General features: G+C 68.4%; 18 protein-coding genes, 1 tRNA gene and 1 pseudogene. 13 read left to right on the top strand and 7 right to left on the bottom strand.

What is annotated here, in order from left to right; all coding sequences use genetic code 11:
* Positions 1 to 64 precede the first annotated feature (64 nt).
* On the bottom strand, positions 65 to 1,522 hold the full coding sequence (rpsA, locus tag CFREN_RS07865) for a 30S ribosomal protein S1 (protein WP_035122564.1): 1,458 nt from the start codon (positions 1,520 to 1,522) through the stop codon (positions 65 to 67).
* A 181-nt stretch (positions 1,523 to 1,703) separates the two neighbouring features.
* Between rpsA and CFREN_RS07870 the strand changes: the two are divergent.
* From CFREN_RS07870 to CFREN_RS07880, 3 genes and pseudogenes are all read left to right on the top strand, one after another.
* Positions 1,704 to 2,438: pseudogene (locus CFREN_RS07870) on the top strand (class I SAM-dependent methyltransferase); the annotation flags it as partial.
* Between the two features lie 194 nt (positions 2,439 to 2,632).
* Positions 2,633 to 5,395: a PD-(D/E)XK nuclease family protein gene (locus CFREN_RS07875; protein WP_070522530.1), complete on the top strand. Its 2,763-nt coding sequence runs from the start codon at positions 2,633 to 2,635 to the stop codon at positions 5,393 to 5,395.
* Positions 5,392 to 8,571 (top strand): UvrD-helicase domain-containing protein, encoded by a 3,180-nt coding sequence (locus CFREN_RS07880; RefSeq protein WP_209652702.1) that lies wholly within the window; start codon positions 5,392 to 5,394, stop codon positions 8,569 to 8,571. Before CFREN_RS07875 ends, CFREN_RS07880 begins: the two co-directional genes overlap by 4 nt.
* A 48-nt stretch (positions 8,572 to 8,619) precedes the next feature.
* Here the strand turns inward: CFREN_RS07880 and polA are convergent, their stop codons facing one another.
* Positions 8,620 to 11,349: a DNA polymerase I gene (gene polA / locus CFREN_RS07885; protein WP_209654621.1), complete on the bottom strand. Its 2,730-nt coding sequence runs from the start codon at positions 11,347 to 11,349 to the stop codon at positions 8,620 to 8,622.
* Positions 11,350 to 11,629: 280 nt separating this feature from the next.
* Here polA and CFREN_RS07890 point away from each other — a divergent pair, with 280 nt between their 5' ends.
* The 8 genes from CFREN_RS07890 (at position 11,630) to CFREN_RS07925 (ending at position 18,607) form a co-directional block, all read left to right on the top strand.
* Complete coding sequence (locus CFREN_RS07890) at positions 11,630 to 12,250, top strand: TetR/AcrR family transcriptional regulator (RefSeq protein WP_141742973.1); 621 nt, start codon at positions 11,630 to 11,632, stop codon at positions 12,248 to 12,250.
* 157 nt (positions 12,251 to 12,407) lie between these two features.
* Positions 12,408 to 13,409, top strand: coding sequence for a DUF368 domain-containing protein (locus CFREN_RS07895; RefSeq protein WP_083291288.1), 1,002 nt, complete (start codon positions 12,408 to 12,410; stop codon positions 13,407 to 13,409).
* A gap of 54 nt (positions 13,410 to 13,463) precedes the next feature.
* Positions 13,464 to 13,537: transfer RNA gene (locus tag CFREN_RS07900), tRNA-Leu, on the top strand.
* A gap of 208 nt (positions 13,538 to 13,745) precedes the next feature.
* A complete protein-coding gene (locus tag CFREN_RS07905; protein WP_209652700.1) occupies positions 13,746 to 14,516 on the top strand; it encodes a hypothetical protein in 771 nt (256 codons plus the stop codon).
* Positions 14,517 to 14,638: 122 nt separating this feature from the next.
* Complete coding sequence (locus CFREN_RS07910; RefSeq protein ID WP_083291289.1) at positions 14,639 to 15,919, top strand: NAD(P)-dependent malic enzyme; 1,281 nt, start codon at positions 14,639 to 14,641, stop codon at positions 15,917 to 15,919.
* A gap of 11 nt (positions 15,920 to 15,930) precedes the next feature.
* On the top strand, positions 15,931 to 16,827 hold the full coding sequence (locus CFREN_RS07915) for an ABC transporter substrate-binding protein (RefSeq protein ID WP_070520442.1): 897 nt from the start codon (positions 15,931 to 15,933) through the stop codon (positions 16,825 to 16,827).
* Complete coding sequence (locus CFREN_RS07920) at positions 16,824 to 17,801, top strand: amino acid ABC transporter permease (protein WP_035122556.1); 978 nt, start codon at positions 16,824 to 16,826, stop codon at positions 17,799 to 17,801. Before CFREN_RS07915 ends, CFREN_RS07920 begins: the two co-directional genes overlap by 4 nt.
* A gap of 53 nt (positions 17,802 to 17,854) precedes the next feature.
* On the top strand, positions 17,855 to 18,607 hold the full coding sequence (locus tag CFREN_RS07925) for an amino acid ABC transporter ATP-binding protein (protein WP_209654619.1): 753 nt from the start codon (positions 17,855 to 17,857) through the stop codon (positions 18,605 to 18,607).
* Here CFREN_RS07925 and CFREN_RS07930 read toward each other — a convergent pair.
* From CFREN_RS07930 to CFREN_RS07950, 5 genes are all read right to left on the bottom strand, one after another.
* Positions 18,604 to 18,714 (bottom strand): integrase core domain-containing protein, encoded by a 111-nt coding sequence (locus CFREN_RS07930; RefSeq protein ID WP_371327322.1) that lies wholly within the window; start codon positions 18,712 to 18,714, stop codon positions 18,604 to 18,606. The two genes, CFREN_RS07925 and CFREN_RS07930, sit on opposite strands and share 4 nt — an antisense overlap.
* Positions 18,715 to 19,030: 316 nt before the next feature.
* Positions 19,031 to 19,348: a hypothetical protein gene (locus CFREN_RS07935; protein WP_141742975.1), complete on the bottom strand. Its 318-nt coding sequence runs from the start codon at positions 19,346 to 19,348 to the stop codon at positions 19,031 to 19,033.
* 450 nt (positions 19,349 to 19,798) lie between these two features.
* Positions 19,799 to 20,554 carry a sulfite exporter TauE/SafE family protein gene (locus tag CFREN_RS07940; RefSeq protein WP_070520446.1) on the bottom strand — a complete coding sequence of 252 codons (756 nt, stop codon included), beginning with the start codon at positions 20,552 to 20,554 and terminating at the stop codon, positions 19,799 to 19,801.
* Between the two features lie 71 nt (positions 20,555 to 20,625).
* Positions 20,626 to 21,969, bottom strand: coding sequence for an NADP-specific glutamate dehydrogenase (gene gdhA / locus CFREN_RS07945; protein ID WP_070520542.1), 1,344 nt, complete (start codon positions 21,967 to 21,969; stop codon positions 20,626 to 20,628).
* 345 nt (positions 21,970 to 22,314) lie between these two features.
* On the bottom strand, positions 22,315 to 22,698 hold the full coding sequence (locus CFREN_RS07950) for a hypothetical protein (protein WP_035122552.1): 384 nt from the start codon (positions 22,696 to 22,698) through the stop codon (positions 22,315 to 22,317).
* A 46-nt stretch (positions 22,699 to 22,744) separates the two neighbouring features.
* Here CFREN_RS07950 and CFREN_RS07955 point away from each other — a divergent pair, with 46 nt between their 5' ends.
* Both CFREN_RS07955 and CFREN_RS07960 read left to right on the top strand, forming a co-directional pair.
* A complete protein-coding gene (locus CFREN_RS07955) occupies positions 22,745 to 23,875 on the top strand; it encodes a glycerate kinase (protein WP_209652698.1) in 1,131 nt (376 codons plus the stop codon).
* 9 nt (positions 23,876 to 23,884) lie between these two features.
* Positions 23,885 to 25,234, top strand: a complete 1,350-nt coding sequence (locus CFREN_RS07960; RefSeq protein WP_209652695.1) for a DUF4921 family protein — start codon at positions 23,885 to 23,887, stop codon at positions 25,232 to 25,234.
* The last annotated feature ends 5 nt before the right edge of the window (positions 25,235 to 25,239 follow it).

Raw genomic sequence — 25,239 nt, forward strand, 5'->3', positions numbered from 1 at the left:
GACGGGGCCGGGGCCCGACGATCACGGCCGGCGGATCAACCGCCGCACCGGATCAGCGACTCGCTCAGTTGCCGGACAGGCGGGCGCGCAGGGCGGCCAGCTGCTCGTCGGAGGCGAGGGTGCCGCCGGACTCGGCCGGAGCCTCGGTCGACGCCGGGGCGTTCTCCGAAGTCTCGGACGAGTAGTTCGACGGGGTCGCGGCGGCCTCGGCGGCCTGCGCACGGTGACGCTCGATCTGGGCGGCGTGCAGCTGGTGGTGGCGCTCCGCCTCGGCGTAGCGGGCCTCCCACTCGGCGCGCTGGGTCTCGTAGCCCTCCATCCACTCGTTGGTCTCCGGGTCGAAGCCCTCCGGGAAGATGTAGTTGCCCTGCTCGTCGTAGGAGTCGCCCATGCCGTACTTGGTCGGGTCGAACTCGTCGGTGAAGTCCTCGTCGGCCTGCTTCAGCGACAGGGAGATGCGACGACGGTCCAGGTCGATGTCGATGACCTTGACCATGGCCTCCTCGCCGACGGACACGATCTGGTCCGGGACGTCGACGTGGCGCTCGGCCAGCTCGGAGATGTGGACCAGGCCCTCGATGCCCTCCTCGACGCGGACGAACGCACCGAACGGCACCAGCTTGGTGACCTTGCCCGGGACGATCTGGCCGATGGCGTGGGTGCGGGCGAAGACGCGCCACGGGTCCTCCTGGGTCGCCTTCAGCGACAGGGAGACGCGCTCGCGGTTCAGGTCGACCTCGAGAACCTCGACGGTGACCTCGTCGCCGACCTGGACGACCTCGGACGGGTGGTCGATGTGCTTCCAGGACAGCTCGGAAACGTGGACCAGGCCGTCGACGCCGCCGAGATCGACGAAGGCGCCGAAGTTGACGATGGAGGACACGACGCCCTTGCGGACCTGGCCCTTCTGCAGCTGGTGCAGGAACTCGGAGCGGACCTCGGACTGGGTCTGCTCGAGCCACGCACGGCGGGACAGGACCACGTTGTTGCGGTTCTTGTCCAGCTCGATGATCTTCGCCTCGAGCTCCTGGCCGATGTACGGCTGCAGGTCGCGGACGCGGCGCATCTCGACCAGCGACGCCGGCAGGAAGCCGCGCAGGCCGATGTCCAGGATCAGGCCGCCCTTGACGACCTCGATGACGGTACCGGTGACCGGCTCGTCCTTCTCCTTGAGGTCCTCGATGGTGCCCCAGGCGCGCTCGTACTGGGCACGCTTCTTGGACAGGATCAGGCGGCCTTCCTTGTCCTCCTTGGTGAGGACCAGGGCGTCGATCTCGTCACCGACCTCGACCACCTCGTCGGGGTCGACATCGTGCTTGATGGACAGCTCGCGGGAGGGGATGACGCCCTCCGTCTTGTAGCCGATGTCGAGCAGGACCTCGTCGCGGTCGACCTTGACGACGGTGCCCTCGACGATGTCGCCATCGTTGAAGTACTTGATCGTGGAGTCGACGGCGGCGAGGAAATCCTCAGCGGTGCCGATGTCGTTGACGGCGACCTGAGGGGTGTTGGAGGTGGGCATGTGTTGGTTGCTCCGAAGCGGATAGGAATCGTGATGGACAAGGTCGATCCGGTTTACGCACCTCGTCGTCCCGGGACACCCGCACGGGCCCTCGTGGGGCCGTCGCGGACGGCTCGGGTCGGGAGATGGAGACGCCGGATCGGCAGGCGTACGCTGGTCGCGCACGCATACCGCGAACACGATACGCGTCGACCTGCACCGAATCAAGTTCCGTCGCAGGTCGGGCCCGGGTGTTGCGGGTGTGACGAATGGGGCGATGCTCCGCGAGGAACACGCTTCGTTGCTTGGCGACGCCGACGTGCTCGCCACCGCCGACGTCCTCGAGATCGGCTGCGGGTCCGCGCCGTGTTCACGTTGGCTGGCGGCCCACCGCCCTCCGAAGTCCCTGACCGCCTTCGACGTGTCGATGGGCATGCTCGACCACGGGGTCACGGCGGCGGCAGCCGGGAACTCCGGCGCGCGACCGGGGCGCGGGCCGTCGTCACGCACGAAAAGCCCGCGGGACATCACCGGCGTGAACCTGGTGCAGGCAGACGCCGCGGCGATGCCGTTTTCAGACGACTCCTTCGACATCGCGTTCTCCGTGTTCGGCGCCATCCCCTTCGTGGCCGATTCCGCCGGACTGATGCGCGGCGTCGCCCGCGTGCTGCGGCCCGGCGGACGATTCGTGTTTTCGGTGACCCACCCCGTGCGCTGGTGCTTCCCCGACGACCCCGGACCGGCGGGGCTGAAGGCGGGCATCCCCTATTTCCACCGGACGCCGTACGTGGAACGCGACGACGCGGGCACCGCGATCTACGTCGAACACCACCGCACCATGGGCGACCGGGTGCGGGACCTGGTGTCGGCGGGCTTCGTCCTCGAGGACCTCGTCGAACCCGAATGGCCCGAGGACCTCGACGTGACGTGGGGCCAATGATCGCCGCCGCGCGGGGCCGTCATCCCGGGGACCGCGATTTTCGTGACTCGATTGGCGGAGTAGGGCCGGGCAGGCGCGCGCCGGAACAGGGGCCGCGCAGGTGCACGCGGGAGACGGTGTCCGGGCCGTCCGGGGACACCTGTTCGAAAAGATTCCGGCTGCGATCCACGAGGTTTTCTACCATCGGCGGCATGGACATCACTTTCGGTTGGGGCCTCGACGGAGCCGGGTGGGAACAGCCCGGCGGCCGACGGGGGACGCGGGCCACGCTCGGGCACGCGACGGTCGGGCCGGCGGGTTTGACCGGGATCCTGCGCACGCGGCTGGGGCTGACGGCGCCCGAGACCGAGCATCCCCTGCGCATCGGCGCGTACCGCGATGCACTGGCGCAGACGTCGCGGCTGTGGTGCGGCAAGTCCTTCGACGTCGACCCGTGGGCCGTGGCCAAGAAGATGCTGGCCTGGCGCGACGAGCTCGTCGCCGTCGGCTGGGGTGGGGCGGCGGTGCCGGGCGGTTCTCCCCGGTTGGCCGATCTGGCGGAGGCGGAGGCGCTTTTCGACGCTCCGGGGGCGGCCGATTCGGTGCGCGAGGTCGCGGCGATGCTGCGCGGGCTCGTCACCGATGGCGTCGAGTGGCCGCCGGGCATCGACCGCTTGACCGTCCTCGGCTCGACGGAGGCGCTGCCGGCGCCGTGGCCGGGGATCATCGCGGACCTCGCGGCTCTCGGCGTGACGGCGGCCGAGGAAGACGCGCCGGCGGCGCTGCAACATCTGCGGGTGATCACCGCCGCCACGGAATGGGAGGCGGCGGAAACGGCCGCCCGAATCCTGTCGACGGCACCGGACACCGCGCTGGTGGCCACCCATCACACCGACGTCCTCGACCAGGAGCTCGCGCGGCGCGGTCTGCCCCGGCTCGGCGCATCGGAGGCGTCGGACCAGCGGGCCACGGCCCAGGTGCTGCCTCTGTTTCTGGCGGCCATCTGCGGGCCGATCGACGTCCACGCCATCGCCGCATTCCTGGACTTGGGCCTGACCACCACGGACTCCGAATCCGGCGCGGTGACCAAGCTCGGCGTGGTGCCCGCCGCCATCCGGCGGCCCCTCCTCGGGGCGCTGACCGCCCAACCCGGCGTCGGCGGACCGGCGTGGATGGCCGCACTGGAGGAAATCCGGGCGGACATCGCGGAAGACGCGGCGGCCGGGGAAACGGAGCGGGCGGCGCGCAACGAGGAGATCATCGCGACCCTCGACGCGTGTTTCCGCACCTCCCGCATCGAGTTCGCGGGCGGGACCTGCCCCACCGCCGCGATCATCGGGCCGCTGGAGTGGCTGGCGCGGCGGGTGCAGAGGCTCGGCGCCCGGTTCGCGGCACCCGAACTGCTCATCGCGGCGCAGTCCGTGTTCACCGCCATCGAGGTGCTCGGACAGGCATCCGACGTCGGGGAACGCGAGTTGCAGCGGATCGTCGAAGACTGCGGCACGCCCCAGACCTCTCCCCTGGCCGGTGCCGAAGCCTCCGAGCACCCGCGGCTGCCGTCGCCGGCGCTGCTGCGCATCCGCGGCCCCGTTCTGTGGTGGGGTGCAGTCGACGATGGTCGGGTGCACCGCCGCATTTGGACGCCGGCGGAAGTGCGGGCCCTCGCCGAGGCGGGCATCACCGTCCCCGACCCGGGGGAACTCGCCAGGCTGCGTTCCACCGCCGAGTTGGCCGGTCTGCGCCGGGCGGGCACCGTCATCGCCATCGTCCCGGATTCCATCGACGGCACCGCCACCGCACGGCACCCCGTGCTGGCGTTCGCCACCCACGACGTCACGGAGGCGGGCGCGAAGATCGAGGAGGTCGAGAAGACCGCCCACGAGCTCGTCGTCGACGGAACCTGGAAGTACGGCGACGCGTTCCTGCCGCTGCAGGTCCCCGAGCCACATGTTCCCGATGCCGAGGCGGTCAAGTCCGCCGCCGAGGTGCGCACCGTGCCCGCGGGCACCCACCTGTTGCCGGAGCGGCTGTCCTACTCGCAGATCGAAAAGCTGCTGATCCACCGCCTCGAGTGGTTGCTGTCCCATCCCCTGCGCATCCGCGAGGGCTGGGTGACCGACATCCCGACCGGCAACCGGATGATCGGAACGTTCCTGCACGCGATCGTCGAGACGATCGTCGAAGAGGATCTGGACGGCTGCTCCCGGGAAACCGTGCGCGTCTGCTTCGACCGCCTGCTGCCCCACTACGCCTCCGAACTCGACCTTCCGGGGAATGCGCGGTTGCGCCAGCAGGTGGAGACCGAGGCAGTGGACAACATCACCGAATTGTTCGGCACCCTGCGCCGCGGCGGAATGATCGTCACCGCCGCCGAAGCCCCCATCGAGCGTGCGCTGACGCTGAATTTGCGCGCCCCCGACCAGTCCGGCGAATCCGGGGCGGCCCACGCCCACGAGGTGACGATGGGCGGTTTCCGCGACCTCGACGCCGAAACGTCGGACGGCCGCACCGTCGTCATCGACATGAAGTACTCGGTGTCCCGCACCAAGTACCGGGATCTCATCAACGACGGGCGATCCCTGCAGCTGGCCACCTACGCATGGTCGGTCGCCGACGATCTGCCGCTGGACGGCATCGTCACCGCCTACTTCGAGCTGAAGTACGGACGCTTCGACTCCACCTCGCCGGAACTCGGCGACGGCGCCGAAGGCGGGTCCGCCCTCTCCCCCGACGTCCTGTGGCAACGGGCGGTGGCCTCCGTGGAAAAGGCCCTGTCCGAGATCATGTTCTCCGGCGTCGTCCGCGACGAGGGAAACGCGTTGATCAACGCGGCCGACGGAAAGCCACGCGAGTTGGAGAAGTCGTCCGCCAAGGCCGCGGAGGCCGCCGACGCCCAGAGCCTGTACCTGCCCGTGGATACCGCGAAATACGTGGACTACGGAATCATCACCGGCGTCGAGGCCGATCTGTCATGAGCGACGGGAATCAGACGAACACCATGAAATCGACCATCATCACCGCCAGCGCCGGCACCGGCAAGACCTATACGATCACGGGCAAGCTCGCGGACCGCATCAAGGACGGGTTGTCGCCGTCGGCCATCATCGCCACGACCTTCACCACGAAGGCCGCCGACGAGCTTTCGGAACGCATCCGCTCGAAACTGCTGGAATACGGCCTGGTCGAGCAGGCCCAGGCCATCGGTTCCGCCCTTGTCGGCACCGTCAACTCGGTGTCGGCGACGCTGTTGCGCGACTTCGCCATCGACGCCGGACTGTCCCCGGAGTTGGAGACCCTGACCGAGGATGCGGCGAGCCGAGCCTTCGAGCTCGCCTGCGACTCCGTCATCGCCGACGCGGAAAACACCCACCGCGGCCTTTTCCTGCGCACCGGTTACGACAGGCCCGTCGATGCCCACGAGTTCGACGTCCGCGAGTCGTTCGCCGCCACCGTCCGGGCCGTGGCCGACACCGCCCGCCAGAACCTCATCGCCCCCGAGGCCCTCGCGGCCGGCGCCGATGAATCCGTCGCCGATCTCATCGACGTCCTCGACCACATCACCGTCGAAGATGCCGACGACGAGCGCGCCGAGTGGGCGAAGCACGCGATCACGGCCTGCACTGCGGCCATCGCACACGACGCCTCGGCCGCGAAGCAGACCGCGACGTCGCAGAGAAGGCAGCGCATGTACGGGGATCTCGCGAAGAAGATGGGCGGGGACCTCGACCGCATCACGTGGAACGAGTGGGCGAAACTCGGGCACGTCACTTCGCCGAAGCCGATTGCCGCGGCCTTCGAGGACTTCGCCGACATCGCCGAGGACATCGCCGCCAATCCCGCCTACCGCGCGGACATGACGACCCTGACCCGCCTGGTGCTGATCACCGCGGCGGAGTGCCTGACGGCCTACGACGCCTACAAGAAGGAACTCGGCCTCATCGACTTCACCGACCAGGAGGTCCTGGCGCTGAACATCATCCGCTCGTCGGCGTCGGTGCGGGCGGCCATCTCCGAAACGTACGAGGTCCTCGTCGTCGACGAGTTCCAGGACACCAACCCGATCCAGCTCGCCCTCTTCTTCGAGCTGGGCAAGCTTGCGGGCGAGGTCATCTGGGTCGGCGATCCGAAGCAGTCGATCTACGGTTTCCGCGGTTCGGACCCCCAGCTCATGGCGGCGGCATTCGATGAACTGGCCATCGACGGAACCGTCGAAAAGCTCGACCGATCCTGGCGTTCCCACGAACTTCCCCTGGCCCTGACCAACGAACTGTTCTCCGCCGCCATGCCCGACGCCGATGTCCGGTTGAGCGTCGCCGAGCCGAAGAAGCGGGAACATGCCGGCGGCGACGTGCGCATCTGGCGGCCCACCACCGACAAGGGCACCTCGAACGCACCGTGGTTCGACGCGATCACGGCCGGCGTGGCCTCGCTCATCGACGAGGGCATCGCGCCCGGAAAGATCGCCGTACTCGCCCGGTCGACGGCCAACGTCGAGACGATCGTCGACAAGTTGACCACGGCGGGCATTGCCTGCAGCGGAGACAAAGCCGACCTGCGCCGCGCACGGGAGGGGCAGATCATCCGCGCGGCACTGGGCTTCCTGCTCGACGAAAGGGATACGCGCGCGCTGGTCGAACTCATCGTGCTGTGCGACGACCACGTCGCACATGACACCTGGTTCGAACAGCTCACCGCGGCCGACACCACCAAGGACTCGCGAGCCGACCTGCTCGCCGAATGGGCCCGCGACGACGCCCTCGCCCCGCTGCGCGAACTGCGCGGTGCGGCGGTCAACCTCACCCCCGTCGAATGCGTGCGGCAGGTCATCGACGCGCTCGACCTGCGCCGCCGCATCGTCGGCTGGACGCGGCCGTCGCGGCGCATGGGGTCCCTCGACGCATTCACCGGGTTGGCCCGCCTGTACCAGGATGAAACGCGCTCGGCGGGCGGGGCGACGTCGCTGTCCGGTTTCCTCGGCTGGTTCGACGCCCTCGAAGAATTGCCGCAGGCCGGTGGCGACGCCGATTCCGTCTACGTGGGCACCATGCACTCGTCGAAGGGCCTGGAATGGGACGCCGTGTGCGTTGCGGTGCCCAAGCCGAGGGATCGGTTCACCCCCGACGGGCACTGGGTTGCCTCCCGCAACGCGCCGACGCTGGAGGATCCGCTCGGCGAACGCCACCTGCGGTTCTGGCCGGCCGCCCCGGACAAGGCGACGCTCATCGTCGAAACGATGGCCGCCCAGCCCGTCCAGAAGGAGCGCGCCGCAGCCGAAATCGAGGACGCACGCCGTCTGGCCTACGTGTCGCTGACCCGTGCGGCCAAGCATTCGATCCTGTGCGCCCGTTCCGGGTTCGTCGACTTCGATGCCGTGCGGGGCACCGGCGTCACCATGGCCCTCGGGGATGCGAACGTGACCATCACCGACGCCGATGGCAACGAGGCGTTCGTGCCCGCCCGAATCGACACGATGGCGTGGGACGAGTCCGACGCCGCGCAACCGGCGCCGTCGCGCCACCGCCCCGGCCTCGACTCCCTGCGCGGACCGGCCCCCGTGGACCGTCTGGTCCCCGCCCGCGTGGCGCCGTCCTCGATCACCGCGACCGACGGGCAGAAGGACCGCGCGGCCGTCGTCGAACGCGCCGTCCTCGGTGCACCGCTCGTCTCCGGCGGCGGGCAGCATTGGGAGCGCGTCGGCGAAGCCGTCCACGGGTACCTCGGACTGCCGTTGACGATTCTCCCCGAGAACGTGCGCGCCGACGCGGCGACACGGCTCGTCGACGCGTGGGGCGTCGGCGCACACGTCGACGCCGACACGCTCGCCGACGTCGGCGACCGCTGGCTGTCCTGGCTCGAGGCGGAATACCCCGGGGCCACGATCCGCTCTGAGGTGCCGGTGACCTGGCGCAACGACTACCACCAAGTCCACGAGGGCTGGATCGACCAGCTGCTGGAACTGCCCGACGGCCGTGTGGTCCTCATCGACCACAAAACCTACCCGGGCGACGACCCGCTCGATCACGTGCGCGCCACGTACATCGGACAGCTCGCCGGCTACGCCGACGCGTTGGAGCTGGCCGGAGTGGGCCGCCCCGCAGAGATCCTCGTGCACCTGCCGCTCAAGGGGATGGTGGTAGCCATCCGGCCATAGTCAGCGGGCAGCGCCGAGGTCAGCGCCGACGGTGGTGGCCATCCGCCCCTAGTGCGCGGCCTCGTCCCAGTTCGCGCCCGCCCCGACGGAAACCTCCAACGGCACCTTCAGCTCGAAGGCGGCATCCATCTCGCGGCGCAGCATCTCCTCGATGACCTCCCGCTCGCCCGGGGCCACCTCCACGACGAGTTCGTCGTGGACCTGCAACAGCACCCGCGACTTCAGTGCGCCGTCACCCACAGGCTCCTCGGCGCCGGCGCCGCCCCGTCGCAAAGCATCGTCGACGCGGAGCATGGCCACCTTGATGATGTCCGCCGCCGTGCCCTGGATCGGCGAATTCAACGCCGCCCGCTCCGCCATGTCCCGGGCCATCCGGTTGTCGGAATTGAGGTCCGGCAGGTAGCGGCGGCGGTCGAGCAGGGTCGCCGTGTAACCGTCCTTGCGGGCCTGCTCCACGACCCCGTCCAGGTACGCGCGCACGCCGCCGAAACGCTCGAAGTACTCCTCCATCAGGCGCTTGGCCTCGCCCTGCGGAATGTCGAGTTGCTGCGCCAAACCGAACGCGGACAGCCCGTACGCCAGGCCGTAGGACATCGCCTTCACGCGGCGGCGCAACTCCGGGGTCACGCCGTCGATGGGCACGTCGAAGACCTTCGAGCCGACGTAGTTGTGCAGGTCCTCGCCTCGCCGGTAGGCGTCGATGAGCCCCTCGTCGCCGGACAGGTGCGCCATGACGCGCATCTCGATCTGCGAATAGTCGGCGGTGACCAGGCCCTCGTACCCCTCGCCGGCGACGAACGCCGACCGGATCTCGCGGCCGAACTCGGTGCGCACGGGAATGTTCTGCAGGTTCGGTTCCGTCGACGACAGGCGGCCGGTGGCGGCGACGGTCTGGTTGAACGTCGTGTGGATGCGGCCGTCCTCGCCGACGGCCTTGATCAGGCCCTCGACGGTGGATTTCATCTTCTGCGCCTCGCGGAACGCCATGAGCCGCTCGAGGAACGGGTGATCGTTGGTCTTGGCCAGGTTCTCCAGTTCCTTGGCCGCCGTCGAATAGCCCGTCTTGGTCTTCTTCGTCTTCGGCATGCCCAGCTGGTCGAACAGGACTTCCTGCAGCTGCTTGGGCGAGCCCAGGTTCAGCTCGGGGCGGTCGACGATCTCGCGCGCCGCGTCCTCCGCCGTCGACTGGGCCCGGGCGGCCTGATCGCGCAGGCTCTTCAGCTTGTCGACGTCCACCGCGATGCCGGCCCGCTCCATGCGCCCCAGGACCGGCGCGAGCGGAACCTCGATGTCGGCGTAGACGGCGTAGAGGCCGTTGTCGTCGAGTTCGGCGGCCAGCGCGCCCGCCAGGTCGTAGACCGCCGCGACGCGGTCGGCGTTGCCGGGGCCGGGTTCGTCGAGAAGCGTCAGCTGCCCCTCGGCCTGCGCGAGCGTGCGGTTCAGGTGGCGCTGGAGGATGTTGTCCAGCGAATAGCTGCGCTGGCTCGGCCGCAGCAGGTAGGAGGCCAGGAAGGTGTCGTGGATGACGCCGCCGAGCTCGAGTTCGTGGTCCCACAGCGCGTGCATGGTCGACTTCGCGTCGTGGACGAGCTTCGGGTGGTCGCCGGCGAGCCACTCCGCCAGCGCCTCCGCGTCGGCGGGGACGAGGGCGGCGGGATCGAGGACGACGGCATCGATCGACTGCGGGGCGGCGTCGGCGGAGGCGGCGGCACCGGCCGCGTCACCGTCGGCTTCACCGGATCCCGGCTGTTCCTCCGACTCCGACGCGGCGATGGCCAGCTCCCCGCCGGAATAGTCGACGGCCGCCGGGCCACGGCGGGAGCGCAGCCACGCGCCGAGGTCGCCGTCGTCAATCGTGACGACGGCGACCTGCGTGCCGGAGTCGCCCTCGCTCGCGGTCACGCCCGCCCCCTCGACGGCAAGCGTGCGGAAAACGCGGTCGCGCAAGGATTCTCCGAATTCGAGGCGATCGAAGAAATCGGCGATGCCCTGGGCGTTCGCCGGACGCAGCTCCAGCTCCTCCGGACCATAAGGCAAGGGAAGATCCTTGACCATCTCGGTGAGGTCGCGGTTCATCTGCACTGCGGCGACGCGTTCGCGGAGATTGTCGCCCACCTTGCCGCGCACCTCGTCGACCCGGTCGATGAGCTCCGCCAGGCTGCCGTATTGGAGGATCCACTTCTGCGCCGTCTTCTCGCCCACCCCCGGCACGCCCGGCAGATTATCCGACGGATCGCCGCGCAGCGCCGCGAAATCCGGGTACTGCGTCGGCGTCAGACCGTATTTCTCCTTCACCGCATCCGGCGTGAAACGGTGCAGCGTGGACACGCCGCGCATGGGGTACAGCACGGTCGTCGAATCGTTGACGAGCTGCAGCGCATCACGGTCGCCGGTGACGATGAAGGTTTCGAAGCCCTCCGGCAGGGCCTCCGTGGCCAAGGTCGCGATGATGTCGTCGGCCTCGTAGTTCTCCTTTTCCAGGGTGACGATGCCCATCTCCTGAAGCACCTGCTTCAGCAGCGGAACCTGGCCGCGGAACTCCTCGGGCGTCTTCTCGCGCTGGGCCTTGTACTCCGGGAACTTGTCCGTGCGGAACGTCTTGCGCCCGACGTCGAAGGCCACCGCGACGTGGGTCGGCTTCTCCTCCGCCAGGAGGTTCGACAGCATCGACAGGAACCCGTACACCGCATTGGTGTACTGCCCGCCCGTCGTTGAGAAGTTGTCCGTGGGCAACGCGAAGAAGGCGCGGAACGCCATGGAGTGGCCATCGACGAGCATCAGGGTTCGTTTCATGCCGACCAGTGTAGGAAACGGCGCCACCGCACCGCCGACGGCGATGACCACCGGCGCCGGACGGAGGGGCACGATACGCGCGGAGGGTGCAGCGAGCGCGGCGAGTGCGAGGCCCGCGGCGAATGCGGCGAGTACGCAACGGACGGCCGCCCCAGGGTCACTCCTCCCCCTTTTGGGCCCCGGGTGTCCCCCATTCACCACCGTCGATCGAAATACCCGGGGGTGCTTGTGGGTACGCGGACCCCCAAGCTTTAAGCTATTGATCATGGAAAGCGATACCTCACGACCCCGGCGCCAGAATTCCGCTGCCACCCGGGCTCGCATCGTCGAGGTGGCTGCGGACTACTTCACCCGCAAGCCCTTCGCGAAGGTCTCCCTGAAGGAGATCGCCTCGGAAGCGGGCGTCAGCGCGCCGTTGATCATCAAGTACTTCCGAACCAAGGAAGGCCTGCTCGAAGAGCTGATCAACTTCTCCCCGATGAAGGACCTCATTTGCGAGGCCGCCTTCGAAGACATCGGCGCGACGCTTGCCGACGACGCCATCAACGGCGACCGCTCCTCCACGGGCTCCCTCATCGCCCTGCTCATGGCCACCGCCGGCAGCCCGGCCGCGGTGAAGACGGTGACCGACCAATTCCAGGAGGTCATCGGCGGCGCCCTGTTCGATCGCATCCGCGACGAGGCCCCGGCCGTCAACGGCGACGAGGACGCCGAGCAGCGCTGCCAGTACGCGCTGGCCATGTACACCGGCCTGGGCACGGTGCTGGTCAGCTACGCCCGGGGCATCCCGTCGGAGGGAGCCGACGCCGTGAAGTCCTACGGCGCCCACATCCAGCGGGTGTTGGAAACCCCGACGGAGGTCCCGGTCGCCAACGCCGGGGACTGACCGCCCCCCACCCGCGCAGCACCGCGCCAGCCGTCCGCCGTCCACGTGAGCGTCACGGCACCGATCGCCCGATGACAGGGCCAGATCGCGGATGTGACGCGCACTACCCTTTGCCACCACCGGTTTTTCGGCGCCGACCCGGTAACATCCCGACGCGATGGATACCAACGACAACGCCCGCCCCTCCCGCAGCGACGGCGCGCACCACGCGTCCGCACAAGTGGACGGCCCGGCGACCACCACGAACCCCCGTCCCCCGACGGTCGGCGGCACCGTCGCCAACGTCGTCCGCGGCGGCCTCATCGGCCTGGCGGAGACGGTCCCCGGCGTGTCCGGCGGCACCGTCGCCCTGATCACGGGCATCTACGAGCGTTTGATCGCGTCGGCGAAGCACATCACGGAGATCCCGAAGGATCTGGCGACGAAGGGCGATTGGCGCGCGTCGGCCCGCAAGATCGATTGGTGGCTGCTGCTGCCGGTCGCCGTCGGCATGCTGGCGGCGGTTTTCTCCATGGCCGGCATCATGGAGTCCTTCGTCACGGATAAGCCGGTGGCGTCGAAGGCCCTGTTCATGGGCATGATCGCCATGTCGGCGCTCATTCCGTTCCAGGAGGTGCGCCCGGGTGCGCTGGACCGGCCGGGGGTGCGCGGCAAGGCGTTGGCGGTCTTCGTGCTCTTCGCGGTGGGCACGTTCTGGTTGACGTCGCTGCCGCAGTCCACCTCGTCGTCGGATCCGGCGCTGTGGGTGGTGTTCCTCGCCGCGTCGGTGGCGATTTGCGCGCTCGTTCTGCCGGGCGTGTCCGGTTCGTTCTTCCTGCTCGTGGTCGGTCTGTACGCGCCGACGATGGCGGCGGTCGACCAGCGCAATTTCGCGTACCTGGGCACGTTCATGCTCGGCGCGCTGGTGGGCATCGTCCTGTTCGTCCGTCTGCTGGAGTGGCTGTTGGCGCACAAGCACACGGTGACGATGATGGCGATGGCGGGTCTGCTGCTCGGTTCGCTGCGCGCCCTGTGGCCGTGGCAGGCCGAGGACGGTTCGATGCTGCGCGCCGGCGACGATTGGCCGATGGCCCTGGGACTGTTCCTGTTGGGGGCGTTCATCGTCGGCATCGTCGCGTGGGTGCAGCACCGTTTCTCTGAGCCGGAGTCGGTGCGCTAGTATTCTTCACGTTGCTTTGCGACGGCCCGCGCCGGGAGTGAAGCGACCTGGAGCGCCCCCGTAGCCCAATTGGCAGAGGCAGTGGATTCAAAACCCACACAGTGTGAGTTCGAGTCTCACCGGGGGCACGGATAATTCGACCCCGATCACTTGTCATTGCAGGTGGTCGGGGTTTTTCCTGTTGTCGGGATGGCCCTGCGCCCACCCTGGGGAGGTCCCGATCGCGCACGGCCGGCAAAGGCCGGGCGGCAACCGGGGCGCGACCGGATCCCGACCGGGGCGGTGACCTCGACCGATGCCCGCACAGGTCGCCGACGCCGTAGAGTGGACGGCACGATGCGGAACGACGACACGGGCAACGACGACCGAGGACACGACGACATGGGCGCAGCAGACGACTTCGACGTCGACTACTCCGGGCCCGCGCCGTGGAAGAGGATCCTCGTGGCGGTCGCCGTGATCGTCGGCGTCATCGCGTTCATCGCCGCCATCGTCTGGCGCGGGTGGCCCGGCGTCGCCATCGGCGCCGCACTGGCCGGCGGCATGCTCTTGCCCGCCGGATGGTGGTTGTGGCACGAACATCGCGAACGACGCGCGGCCGCCGACCCCGAGGCGCCCGCCGCGGTCCTCGACCGGCGCTGGCGGTTCATCGCCCCCATCGCCGTGATCCTGCTCGCCGTCGGGTCCGTCCTCGCCTTCGCGCTGCCCGCCCCCGACGACGACGCCCCGCCCGTCGAAGAGGAGACCACCAGCCACCGGACTCCGCCGAAGCCCTCCTCGACGTCGAAGTCCCGATCGGCACCCCCGCGCACCACGACGACCTTCACGGAGACGACGACCACGCCGACATCGTCGGAAAGCTCGGAGCCCGACACGTCGACGTCGTCAAGCACCCGGCCGAGCACCGGCGAGTCCGGCACGACCACCGAACCCACCACCGCGCCGACGCAGTCGCCCGAGCCGACCACCCAACCGCCCGAGCCGACGACTCCGCCGACGCAACCGACCACCCAACCGACGCAGCCCACGCAGCCGCCCCCGCCGACCACCCAGCCGACGCAATCCGACCCGGCGGCCGGGGCCGCCCTCGCCCCGCTTCCCCAATAGCCGGTCCGCCACCGGCGCCATCCCCGATCCCGGATGCCGCGGCCGCCGGCGCGTCCATTAGGCTGTCTAAAACGAACCGACGGGCGAAAGGCGCCCGGCCGATCAACGAGGAGCCGACGCAGATGGCCAGCGGCAAGGGCAGCAACAGCAGCGAGACCAGCAGCGACCACCCCAGCGACGAGCACGCCGTCCACGACGACGTGCGCGCCGACGTCACCGCCGGCGAGTCCCCCGCCGCCCCCGTCACCACCGACGAGATTTTCAAGGCGCACGAGGGCGGCAAGCTCATCACCGCCTCCACCTTGCCCCTGGACTCCACCCGCGACCTGTCCATCGCCTACACCCCCGGCGTCGCCCAGGTCTGCGAAGCCATCCACGATGATCCCAAGCTGACCCGCACCTACACGTGGACCGGCAACAACGTCGCCGTCATCTCCGACGGCACCGCCGTCCTCGGCCTCGGCGACATCGGACCGCGCGCAGCCCTGCCCGTCATGGAGGGCAAGGCCCAGCTGTTCGGCCGCTTCGCCGGAATCAACGCCGTCCCCATCGTCCTGGACACCACCGACCCCGACGAACTGGTCGACACCATCGCCCGCCTCGCCCCCTCCTTCGGCGGCATCAACCTGGAGGACATTTCCGCGCCGCGCTGCTTCGAGGTGGAGCGACGCCTCGACGACAAGCTCGACATCCCCGTGTTCCACGACGACCAGCACGGCACCGCCATCGTCATCACCGCGGGCCTGCGCAACGCCTGCAAGCTCACCGGTCGCCGCCTCGAAGACCTGAAGGTCGTCATCTCGGGCGCCGGCGCCGCGGGCGTGGCCACCACCCGAATGCTGCTGTCCGCCGGAGTCAGCGACATCGTCGTCGTCGACTCCCGCGGCATCATCCACGAGGGCCGCGAGCCCCTCAACGAGGTCAAGGCCACCATCGCGGAGCTGACCAACCCGCGCGGCCTGCAGGGGACCATCACCGACGCCCTCGTCGACGCGGACGCCTTCATCGGCGTGTCCGCCGGCCACCTCACCGCCGAGCAGGTGGCGAAGATGGCCGACGGTCCGTTCCTGTTCTCCCTGGCCAACCCGAACCCCGAGATCCCCCAGGACATCGCCCTGCAGTACGGCTCGGTCGTGGCCACCGGCCGCTCCGACTACCCGAACCAGATCAACAACGTGCTGGCGTTCCCCGGCATCTTCAAGGGCGCGTTGGCCGCCGGCGCCACGCGCATCACCAAGTCCATGAAGCTGGCCGCCACCCGCGCCATCGCCGCCGTCGCCGCCGAGGATCTGCGCCCCGACTACATCGTCCCGTCGCCGCTGGATCCCCGCGTCGCCCCGGCCGTCGCCGCCGCCGTGGAAGTCGCCGCCCGCAATGATTCGACCTCGGGGGCCTCCCGCTAGACTCTTCTCACATGAGAAGATCCCTCGCCGCCGCCGCGGCCACGCTGGCGGCCGCACTGACGCTGGGGTTGACCGGCTGCGTCACCAACGACGAAGGCGGTCACCCCGACGGGTGGGAACCGGTGTCCCCGGACCCCGTGCCCGAGCTCGCCGAACAGGTGCCGGAGGATATCCGGGCCCGCGGGACGATTTCGATCGGCACCAATCCCCCGTTCGCCCCGCTGGAGTTCAAGGACGCGAAGGGCGAGATCATCGGTTTCGACCTGGACCTCGCCCGCGCCGCCGCGCGGGTGCTCGACCTGGACCTCGTCGTCCGCGAGCAGGACTTCACGCTGATCCTGCCGTCGATTTCGGCCGGCACGGTCGACTTCGGAGCCTCCGGGTTCACCAGCAACGAGGAACGTCGCCAGACGTACGACTTCGTCGACTACCTGGACACGGGCCTGCAGTGGGCCCGTCCGGCCGGTTCCGACGTCACCCCCGACGACGCCTGCGGGCTGGAGATCGCCGTCCAGCGCGGCACCGTCGCCGAAATGGAGGATCTGCCCGCCCGCAGCGACGCGTGCGTCGAGGAGGGCAAGGCGCCGATCAAACGCCTGGCCTACCAGGACGCCGGCACCGCGGCGACGGCGGTGGTGCTCGGCCGCGCCGACGCCATCGCCGCCGACTCCCCCATTTCCGCATGGGCCGTCGCCCGCGCCGACGGGAAGCTGGAGATGGCCGGCGACATCTACGACGGCGCTCCCTTCGGCTGGCCGGTGCCCAAGGGATCCGAGTTGGGCCCGCTGCTGGCCGACGCGTTGCAGCACCTCATCGACACCGGTGAATACGAGCGAATCCTGACCATGTGGGGGCTCGACGACGGCGCCGTGGACCAGGCGCGCATCAATGGAGAGGACATCCGATGACGGAGACGACGAGCGGCGCCCGCCGCGAGCCGACCGAGCGCGAGCTCGACGCACCGATCAAGGCGAAGCCGCTGCCGCATCCGGGCAGGTGGATCGGTGCGGCGATCCTGTTGGCGTTGGCCGCGTGGTTCGTCATCGGCGCCGCGCGCAACGAGGCGTACCACTGGGACGTGTACTTCAAGTACCTGCTGGACACCCGCATCGCCACGGCGGCGCTGCACACGCTGGCGTTGACGGTGCTGGCGATGCTCATCGGCATCGTCGGAGGCGCGCTCATCGCCGTGCTGCGCATGTCGGAGAACCCGGTGCTGTCCTCCATTTCGTGGGTGTACCTGTGGATCTTCCGCGGCACCCCGGTGTACGTGCAGCTGGTGTTCTGGGGCCTGTTGGGCACGATCTACAGCTCGGTGAACGTCGGTTTCGCCGAGATCGATCTGCAGTCCGCGCTGCAGAACACGTTCCTGCTCGCCGTGCTGGGCCTGGGCCTCAACGAGGCCGCGTACATGGCCGAGATCGTCCGCGCCGGCATTCAGGCGGTGCCGGAGGGCCAGACGGAGGCGTCGAAGGCGCTGGGCATGAGCTGGGGCATGACCATTCGCCGCACCATTCTGCCGCAGGCGATGCGCATCATCATTCCGCCCACGGGCAACGAGTTCATTTCGCTGCTGAAGACCACGTCGCTGGTCGTGGCGGTGCCCTACACCGCGGAGCTGTACGGACGCGCGACGGACATCGCCAACGAGCTGTTCCTGCCGGTGCCGATGCTGCTGGTCGCCGCCACCTGGTACCTGGTCATCACGTCGATTCTGATGGTCGGCCAGCATTACCTGGAGAAGCACTTCGCCAAGGGCGCAACGCGCAATCTCACCGCCCGCCAGCTTGCGGCGCTGGCCGATGCCGAGGGCGTGCCCCCGGTCAACGCCCGCGTCGTGGAGAAGTCCGAGCGCGCCAACTACGAGGAGGATCAGCGATGAGCCCGGCCACCGCACACGGCCCCGCCACCGGAGGCACCGGTGCCGAACGTCCCATGGTCGAGGCGCGCCACGTGCGCAAGTCCTTCGGCCGCCTGGAGGTGCTCAAGGGCATCGACCTGGAGGTGCCCCGCGGCACGGTCACGTGTCTGATCGGCCCGTCCGGTTCGGGCAAGTCGACGCTGTTGCGCTGCGTCAATCATCTGGAGCGGGTCACCGCCGGCCGCTTGTACGTCGACGGCGAGTTGATCGGCTACCGCGAGCGCGATGGCGTCCTGCATGAGATTTCGCCGCGGGAAGCCGCCCGTCAGCGCGCGGACATCGGCATGGTGTTCCAGAACTTCAATCTCTTCCCGCACCGCACGGTGCTGGGCAACATCATCGAGGCCCCGATGCACGTCAAGGGCGTCACGCAGGGCGCGGCCTCGGAGCGGGCGATGGAGCTGCTCAACCAGGTTGGTCTGGCCCACAAGGCCGATGCGTACCCGGTGCAGCTTTCGGGTGGCCAGCAGCAGCGCGTGGCCATCGCCAGGGCGTTGGCCATGGATCCGAAGCTGATGCTTTTCGACGAGCCGACGTCCGCCCTGGACCCCGAACTCGTCGGTGATGTTCTCGCAGTCATGCGCGGCCTGGCCGATGACGGCATGACGATGATGGTGGTCACCCATGAGATGGCGTTCGCCCGCGAAGTCGCCGACCGGGTGGTTTTCATGGACGACGGCACCGTCGTCGAGTCGGGAACGCCCGACGAGGTTCTGGGAAATCCCCGCGAGGAGCGGACGAAGTCGTTCCTGTCGTCGCTGTTCTAGATGTACTGACCGGGGAGGTTAGTTAACCGGGACACCGGTGAAAGACCCCCACACGCGGAATGGGGCCGGTGGTGATTGTAATCGTGCAGCCACCGGCCCATTGTCACTGATGACCCGGGCGGCGACCTCGGAGATGGGATCGCCGTCGTCGACGACGAGGCGGGCTACTTGAAGTCGGTGTCGGGGCGTGAGCGCTGCGTTAGGGTGAGCCACAGAAGACCTCCTGTGTGGCTGGGTTGGATTAAGGCACTTCCCATTCCACATTGGAGGTCTTCGTCATGTGGTCGGATCGCATAGATTCGACCAACGTCTCCGGCCAGTACACCTAGCGGCATGATGACCGAATCCAGCCGAAGCGCTACATGCCGCTTATTGCACCAGGACACACAGCCTATGAACTCATACCCTCCAGCCTGGCGAACGTCATTTCCAACGAAGGAATACTTGCGCAGAAAAAACCAGAAATAGCGAGAGGAGCGCTAGAGCCCCGATGTGATTATCACCTGCAGCAATATTATAGTAAACAATTGTACCAACGGTAACCATCGCAGCTATCGACGCAAGAACCAGTTGCAATAATTGCACGTCACGCAGGCGCCCCATAGCGATCAGGCCAGCCACAAGCCAAAAACAACACAATACAGGCACCATTTCGACACTATCTAAGTAATCACCTAAAATCCAGAAGACACCAGCAGTCAGGGTAGCCAGGGTAAAACTGATCAGAATTTTCCTAGACATCTCGAACCACAATGCCCTAACACTTAACATCTCGCCGACACGGGCAATATCGAACTCCCCATTCGAGAAACCAACTCCTGGCCGATTTTCCTATCCCCGCGCTTTACATCGCGGATATCCGGATCAGTCGGCACCATAGATGACGAATCCCCTAAACCTGATGCGAACCTTCTTAGGAGAAAGATACTCCCAAATAAAGCCGCAGCACAACGGGCGAGGCTCCCCTCGTTGAGGGTTCACGTGACTTCGTGCCCCCAAGGTCCGGAAAGATATTTCCGGTCTCCGAAGACTCTGCTGCCTCGGTACTTTCGGGCGGCGGTCGCGCCTGCCACACCCCCTGGGTTCGATCGCGATCTCGAACAACCGGAAGGCCGCAGCTCGGATCTTCTACTGCGGTTTCGTCATCCTCAACACTGAACTGACCTGACTACACCGAGTCGGAGACATTCCCTAAGCCATCCCCACCAGGCCACGGACCAACGTCACCGCCGCTCCGGTGGAGGCGACGATCAGCGCCAATCGGCGGGCCTTGCGCACGTCGGTGCGCTTGGCGATGGCGGTGCCGACCTTCAGTCCCACCACCATGCCGACGACGCCGATGACCCAAACGTGCCACGGTGCCTGCGGGATGATCGGCTCGGCGGCGGACAATTCCTTCACGGTCAGCGACAGGGCCCCGGAGACGAAGAACAGCGGCTGCAACGTCGCCGCGAACGTCTTCTGCGGCCACCGGCTGGCCTGCGCGTAGACGGTGATGGCCGGCCCGGCGATGCCGGCCAGGGTGTTCATGAACCCGCCGACCGCACCGGAAGCCATCGCGTAGCGGCGGCCGTCGATGCGCACGTGCTCGGGCATGACCGTCGTCACCGTCAGCCCCAGCAGCACGAGCCCGCCGACGATGACCTGCAGCGGCGCCGTCGGCGTGTTGTGCACGACCCAGGCGCCCGGGATCGCCCCGACGAGCATCACCGGGCCGATCAACCAGAACTTCCGCCAGTCGACGTTGTCGCGCACCGACAGCGTCTGGAAGATCGCGTTGACGGTCGCGAGCACGTTGATGATCAACACGCCCGCCACCGGACCGACGATGAGACTCAGCACCGGCGCGCCGATGAGCCCGAGCCCCATGCCGGACACCCGCTGGAGGCACGCCCCCACCAGGGCGACAACGGCGATGACGAGCAACGCCCACGTCGAAAGGTCCATGGCCGGGGATGTTACTCCCCGGCCCGGGAACCGTCCGACGCGGGCGCGGGTCGCGGTGAAGCGGGAAAACGCTAGATGATGCCCTGGGCGAGCATGGCGTTGGCGACCTTCTTGAAGCCGGCGATGTTGGCGCCGACGACGTAGTCGTCCTCGCGGTCGTAGGTGGCGGCGGTCTTGGCGCAGTTGTCGAAGATGTTCGACATGATGCGCTGCAGACGCTCGTCGGTGTACTTGAAGGACCAGGAGTCGCGGGTGGCGTTCTGCTGCATCTCCAGGGCGGAGGTGGCCACGCCGCCGGCGTTGGCGGCCTTGCCCGGGGCGAAGTGGATTGCCGACTTGCGGAAGTACTCCACGGCCTCCGGCGTCGACGGCATGTTGGCGCCCTCGGCGACGTACTTGCAGCCGTTGGCGGCGAGCTTCTTGGCGTCGTCGCCGTTGAGCTCGTTCTGGGTGGCGCAGGGCAGCGCGACGTCGCAGGCGACCTCCCACACGTTGCCCTTGGCGTGGAACTCGGCGCCTTCGGCCTCCTCGGCGTACTCGGCGACGCGGCCGCGGCGGACCTCCTTGACCTCGCGGAGCAGCTCGACGTCCACGCCGTTGGGGGTGGAGACGTAGCCGGAGGAGTCGGAGAAAGCGACGACGGTGGCGCCCAGCTGCTGGGCCTTCTCGATGGCGTAGATGGCGACGTTGCCGGAGCCGGAGACGACGACCTTGGCGCCGTCGAGGGACTCGCCGTGCTCCTCCATCATGCGCTGGGTGAAGTAGACGCAGCCGTAACCGGTGGCCTCGGTGCGGACGAGAGAGCCGCCCCAGGTCAGGCCCTTGCCGGTGAGGACGCCGGACTCGTGGCGGTTGTTCAGGCGGCGGTACTGGCCGAAGAGGTAGCCGATCTCGCGGCCGCCGACGCCGATGTCGCCGGCCGGCACGTCGGTGTACTCGCCGACGTGGCGGTGCAGCTCGGTCATGAAGGACTGGCAGAAGCGCATGACCTCCAGATCGGACTTGCCCTTGGGGTCGAAGTCGGAGCCGCCCTTGCCGCCGCCGATGGGCAGGCCGGTGAGGGAGTTCTTGAAGATCTGCTCGAAGCCGAGGAACTTGATGATGCCCAGGTTCACGCTCGGGTGGAAGCGCAGGCCGCCCTTGTACGGGCCCAGCACGGAGTTGAACTGAACGCGGAAGCCGCGGTTGACCTGAACCTGGCCCTGGTCGTCGACCCACGGCACGCGGAAGATGATCTGACGCTCCGGCTCGCACAGGCGCTGGACCAGACCCATCTCGCCGTACTCGGGGTTCTTGGCGAGGACGATCTTCAGGGATTCGAGGACCTCGGACACCGCCTGGTGGAACTCGGGCTCGCCCGCGTTCCGACGCAGCACGAGTTGGTAGAAGTCGGAGACTCGATCGTCGACGTTCAACTTTTCGCCTTTCTTCGCTCCCGTCCGGCGCACCTGCGTTCGCGGCGGGCCTGGGCCAACCGAAGCGCGGGACCGCGCGCGAGGCGCCGGCCGGGACGGGGAGATGGTTTCTTGCCAACCGGCATTCTTCCACGCTCGTCGCCCCCACGGAAACGGTCGGCGCACTCCGACAGCGCGCCGCCCCCTACCGTCACCCCCATTGTCAACATGGTCAAAACCCGGGGAAATGGACGGATAACGGCCATGAAACACGGGCGTAACATCCGGGGCGGCTGCGGCGGTGCCGTCCGGGGCTTTCAGTGCTTGACGACGACGCGAAGTGATCCTCGTCACCCGGGGCCCGAATCAGGGCCGGACGGCGACCATCCAGGGGTAGCGGGCGACGTTTTCGAGCATGTCGTCGAACTGGCGGAGCACGGGATCGTCGGGAAGCGGGGCGGCGGGGGTCAGCAGACGCGACAGGTCCATGGTCAGGGCGTTGAGGGAGCCCTGCAAGCCGGCGAGGTCGAGCGTGTAGCGGCGCATGACGCGATCGCCGACGGGCTCGTCGGGGTTTTCGCGTTCCCACTGCTCGATCAACTGCTCGTCGACGGGGGCGTCGGAGACGATGACGTCGGCGTCGGAAATCTTGCCCTCGGATTCCAGCTGGCCCAGCCGCGCGGAGAAGGCGCGGGCGAGGTCGTCGGAGTCGGCGGGCGGAACAAGGCAATCGAAGACGATGGCAGGCATGCCGGTAAGGGTACCCTCACTCGGCGCGGTGCGCCATGATGGGGCCATGGACACCAACCCCGCCGTCGACCCGGAGTTCACCGTCATCTGTTGTCCGGACAGTTTCAAGGGCACAGCCACCGCCGACGAAGCCGCCGAGGCGATGGCCGCGGGCGTGCGCGACGCGGGCGCGACGGCGGTCACCGTGCCCATGGCCGACGGCGGCGAGGGCACGGCCGAATTGTTGGCGCGGGCGTGGGCGACCGACGAAGCGGTGGCCCACGACGTCGACGCCGTGGATGCGATCGGCCGCCCGATCACGGCCCGCTGGTGGGAACCGGCGCCGGGCCGTGCGGTGCTCGATCTGGCGTCCGCGTCGGGATTGCCGGCGGTGGCCGACTCCCCCGACGCCCTCGGCGCCTCGACGTTCGGCACGGGTGAGGTGATCCTCGACGCGCTGGACCACGGGGCCACGGACCTCACGCTGTGCCTGGGCGGTTCGGCGACGACCGACGGCGGCGCCGGAATCGCCGTTGCGCTGGGTGGTCGGATCGTCGATGCGTCGGGCCGCGCCGTACCCAGGGGCGGCGGCGCGCTGGCCGGAGCCGACCGGCTCGACCTCACGGGGTTGGATCCGCGCGCCCGGCGCGCCACGTGGACGCTGGTCCTCGACGTCACGACGCCGCCGCGCGACGCCCCGACCGTGTTCGGCCCGCAGAAGGGTGCGACGCCGGAACAGGTCCGCCATCTCACCGAGGCGCTGGTGAATTGGTGCCGCATCTGCGGCGTCGACCCGGATGAAGCCGGGTACGGCGCGGCGGGGGCAACGCCGGTGGGCATCTCCGCGGTGGCGGGAGCATCCCTTTCCACCGAAGGGGGCGCGGCGCTGCTGGGACGCGCCACCGGCCTCGACGAGGCGATGTCCGCCGCGTCATGCGACCTCATTCTCACCGGCGAAGGTTCCGTCGACGCCCAGAGCCACGTGGGCAAGGTCGTCGGCTGGGTCGTCGACCACGCCGGCGCGCCGGTTCACGTCATCGGCGGAGTGGTGGATGAGGAGGCGGTCGTCGTCAAGCACGCGACGGGGGCCACGGCCCTGCCGGGCCCGATGGAGCACACCCGGAAGCAACTGCGCGCCGCCGCATACGAGGCGACGGTGCGGGCGGCGCGGAAAGCGGGGCGGGCGCGGCGGCCGTAATCTGGTGACATGCAGGAAATCGGAACGCCCTTGGTCACCCTGGCGGACGGCACCGTCAAGCAGCTCAACCCCTTCTCCGGCACCCAGGTATGGACCGTCCCCGGTCGCGGCAACCGGCCGCTGGGCATCACCCGCCCCGAACCGAAACCCCTGACCGACGCGGACTTCACCTCCCGCGACGCCTTCGGTTCCGCCAACGCCCTGCAGACGCCGCCGGAAAAGGCCCGCGTCGTCCGCGACGATTCGTCGCCGTCCGGTTTCCGCACCATCTACGGCGTCCATCCCGGACAGCTCCACGAGACGCAGGCGGAGTTCCGGCGCGTGCCCAACCTGTTCGAGATCGTCAGCTACGGCTATTGGGCCGCCAACTACGGCTTCATGCCCGACGACGAAACCCGCCAACGCATGGCCGACTACCTGGCGGACCCGGCCGGCCGCGACCACGTGCTGTCCATCGTGCGCACGCGGCTGAAGGCCGGCGGCATGGCGCCCGAGGCGATCGCGGAACTCACCGACGGTGAACTGCTCGAACACGCTCCGGGGTACTTCGCCGGCGGACACGACGTCATCATCGGTCGGCGGCATTTCGTCGATGGCGCGACCCACGACGACCAGCTGGCGTCGTCGGGCACGCTCACCGTCGACGAGCACCGGGCGTTCATCGACTTCACCGTCGAGTCGATGGCGGATCTGTACCGCCGCAACCGGTACGTGCGCTACGTCGTGGCGTTCCAGAATTGGCTCAAGCCCGCCGGCGCCAGCTTCGACCACCTGCACAAGCAGCTGGTGGCCATCGACGAGCACGGCGAACAGCTCGAGCAGGAGATCCGCCGCCTGCGCGCGAACCCGAACATGTACAACGAGTTCGCCGTCGACTACGCGGCCCGGCACAACCTGGTCATCGCCGAAAACGACCACGCCGTGGCGTTCGCAGGCTTCGGGCACCGCTACCCCACCCTGGAGATCCACTCGAAGTCGCCGACGTGCGAGCCGTGGCGCCAACGGCCCGAGGAGATCGCCGGCATGAGCGACCTCATCCACGCCTGCCACGCCGCCGCCGGCCCCGACGTGCCCTGCAACGAGGAGTGGCATCACCGGCCCATCGACCTCGACGTGCGCATGCCGTGGCGATTGATGATCAAGTGGCGCGTGTCCAACCTCGCCGGTTTCGAGGGCGGCACGAAGATCTACCTCAACACCATCTCCCCCCAGGATCTGCGCGACCGCGTCGTGCCGCAGTTTTACAGGCTTCGCGACGAGGGCCGCATCGCCGGAGACATCCGCATCGCCGTCGAATGCTCCTGCCGCCCCAACTCCCTGCGCTACAACCCGCAGGTGTCCAAGGAACCGCGGCTGTAACGCGG

The organism is Corynebacterium freneyi (assembly GCF_030408835.1).
GTDB classification, from domain to species: Bacteria; Actinomycetota; Actinomycetes; order Mycobacteriales; family Mycobacteriaceae; genus Corynebacterium; species Corynebacterium freneyi.

What these genes read in the sequence shown, in the direction of transcription:
- rpsA (WP_035122564.1), bottom strand. Translation starts at nt 1,522, where the DNA reads ATGCCCACCTCCAACACCCCTCAGGTCGCCGTCAACGACATCGGCACC.
- CFREN_RS07875 (WP_070522530.1), top strand. Translation starts at nt 2,633, where the DNA reads ATGGACATCACTTTCGGTTGGGGCCTCGACGGAGCCGGGTGGGAACAG.
- CFREN_RS07880 (WP_209652702.1), top strand. Translation starts at nt 5,392, where the DNA reads ATGAGCGACGGGAATCAGACGAACACCATGAAATCGACCATCATCACC.
- polA (WP_209654621.1), bottom strand. Translation starts at nt 11,349, where the DNA reads ATGCTCGTCGATGGCCACTCCATGGCGTTCCGCGCCTTCTTCGCGTTG.
- CFREN_RS07890 (WP_141742973.1), top strand. Translation starts at nt 11,630, where the DNA reads ATGGAAAGCGATACCTCACGACCCCGGCGCCAGAATTCCGCTGCCACC.
- CFREN_RS07895 (WP_083291288.1), top strand. Translation starts at nt 12,408, where the DNA reads ATGGATACCAACGACAACGCCCGCCCCTCCCGCAGCGACGGCGCGCAC.
- CFREN_RS07905 (WP_209652700.1), top strand. Translation starts at nt 13,746, where the DNA reads ATGCGGAACGACGACACGGGCAACGACGACCGAGGACACGACGACATG.
- CFREN_RS07910 (WP_083291289.1), top strand. Translation starts at nt 14,639, where the DNA reads ATGGCCAGCGGCAAGGGCAGCAACAGCAGCGAGACCAGCAGCGACCAC.
- CFREN_RS07915 (WP_070520442.1), top strand. Translation starts at nt 15,931, where the DNA reads ATGAGAAGATCCCTCGCCGCCGCCGCGGCCACGCTGGCGGCCGCACTG.
- CFREN_RS07920 (WP_035122556.1), top strand. Translation starts at nt 16,824, where the DNA reads ATGACGGAGACGACGAGCGGCGCCCGCCGCGAGCCGACCGAGCGCGAG.
- CFREN_RS07925 (WP_209654619.1), top strand. Translation starts at nt 17,855, where the DNA reads ATGGTCGAGGCGCGCCACGTGCGCAAGTCCTTCGGCCGCCTGGAGGTG.
- CFREN_RS07935 (WP_141742975.1), bottom strand. Translation starts at nt 19,348, where the DNA reads ATGTCTAGGAAAATTCTGATCAGTTTTACCCTGGCTACCCTGACTGCT.
- CFREN_RS07940 (WP_070520446.1), bottom strand. Translation starts at nt 20,554, where the DNA reads ATGGACCTTTCGACGTGGGCGTTGCTCGTCATCGCCGTTGTCGCCCTG.
- CFREN_RS07950 (WP_035122552.1), bottom strand. Translation starts at nt 22,698, where the DNA reads ATGCCTGCCATCGTCTTCGATTGCCTTGTTCCGCCCGCCGACTCCGAC.
- CFREN_RS07955 (WP_209652698.1), top strand. Translation starts at nt 22,745, where the DNA reads ATGGACACCAACCCCGCCGTCGACCCGGAGTTCACCGTCATCTGTTGT.
- CFREN_RS07960 (WP_209652695.1), top strand. Translation starts at nt 23,885, where the DNA reads ATGCAGGAAATCGGAACGCCCTTGGTCACCCTGGCGGACGGCACCGTC.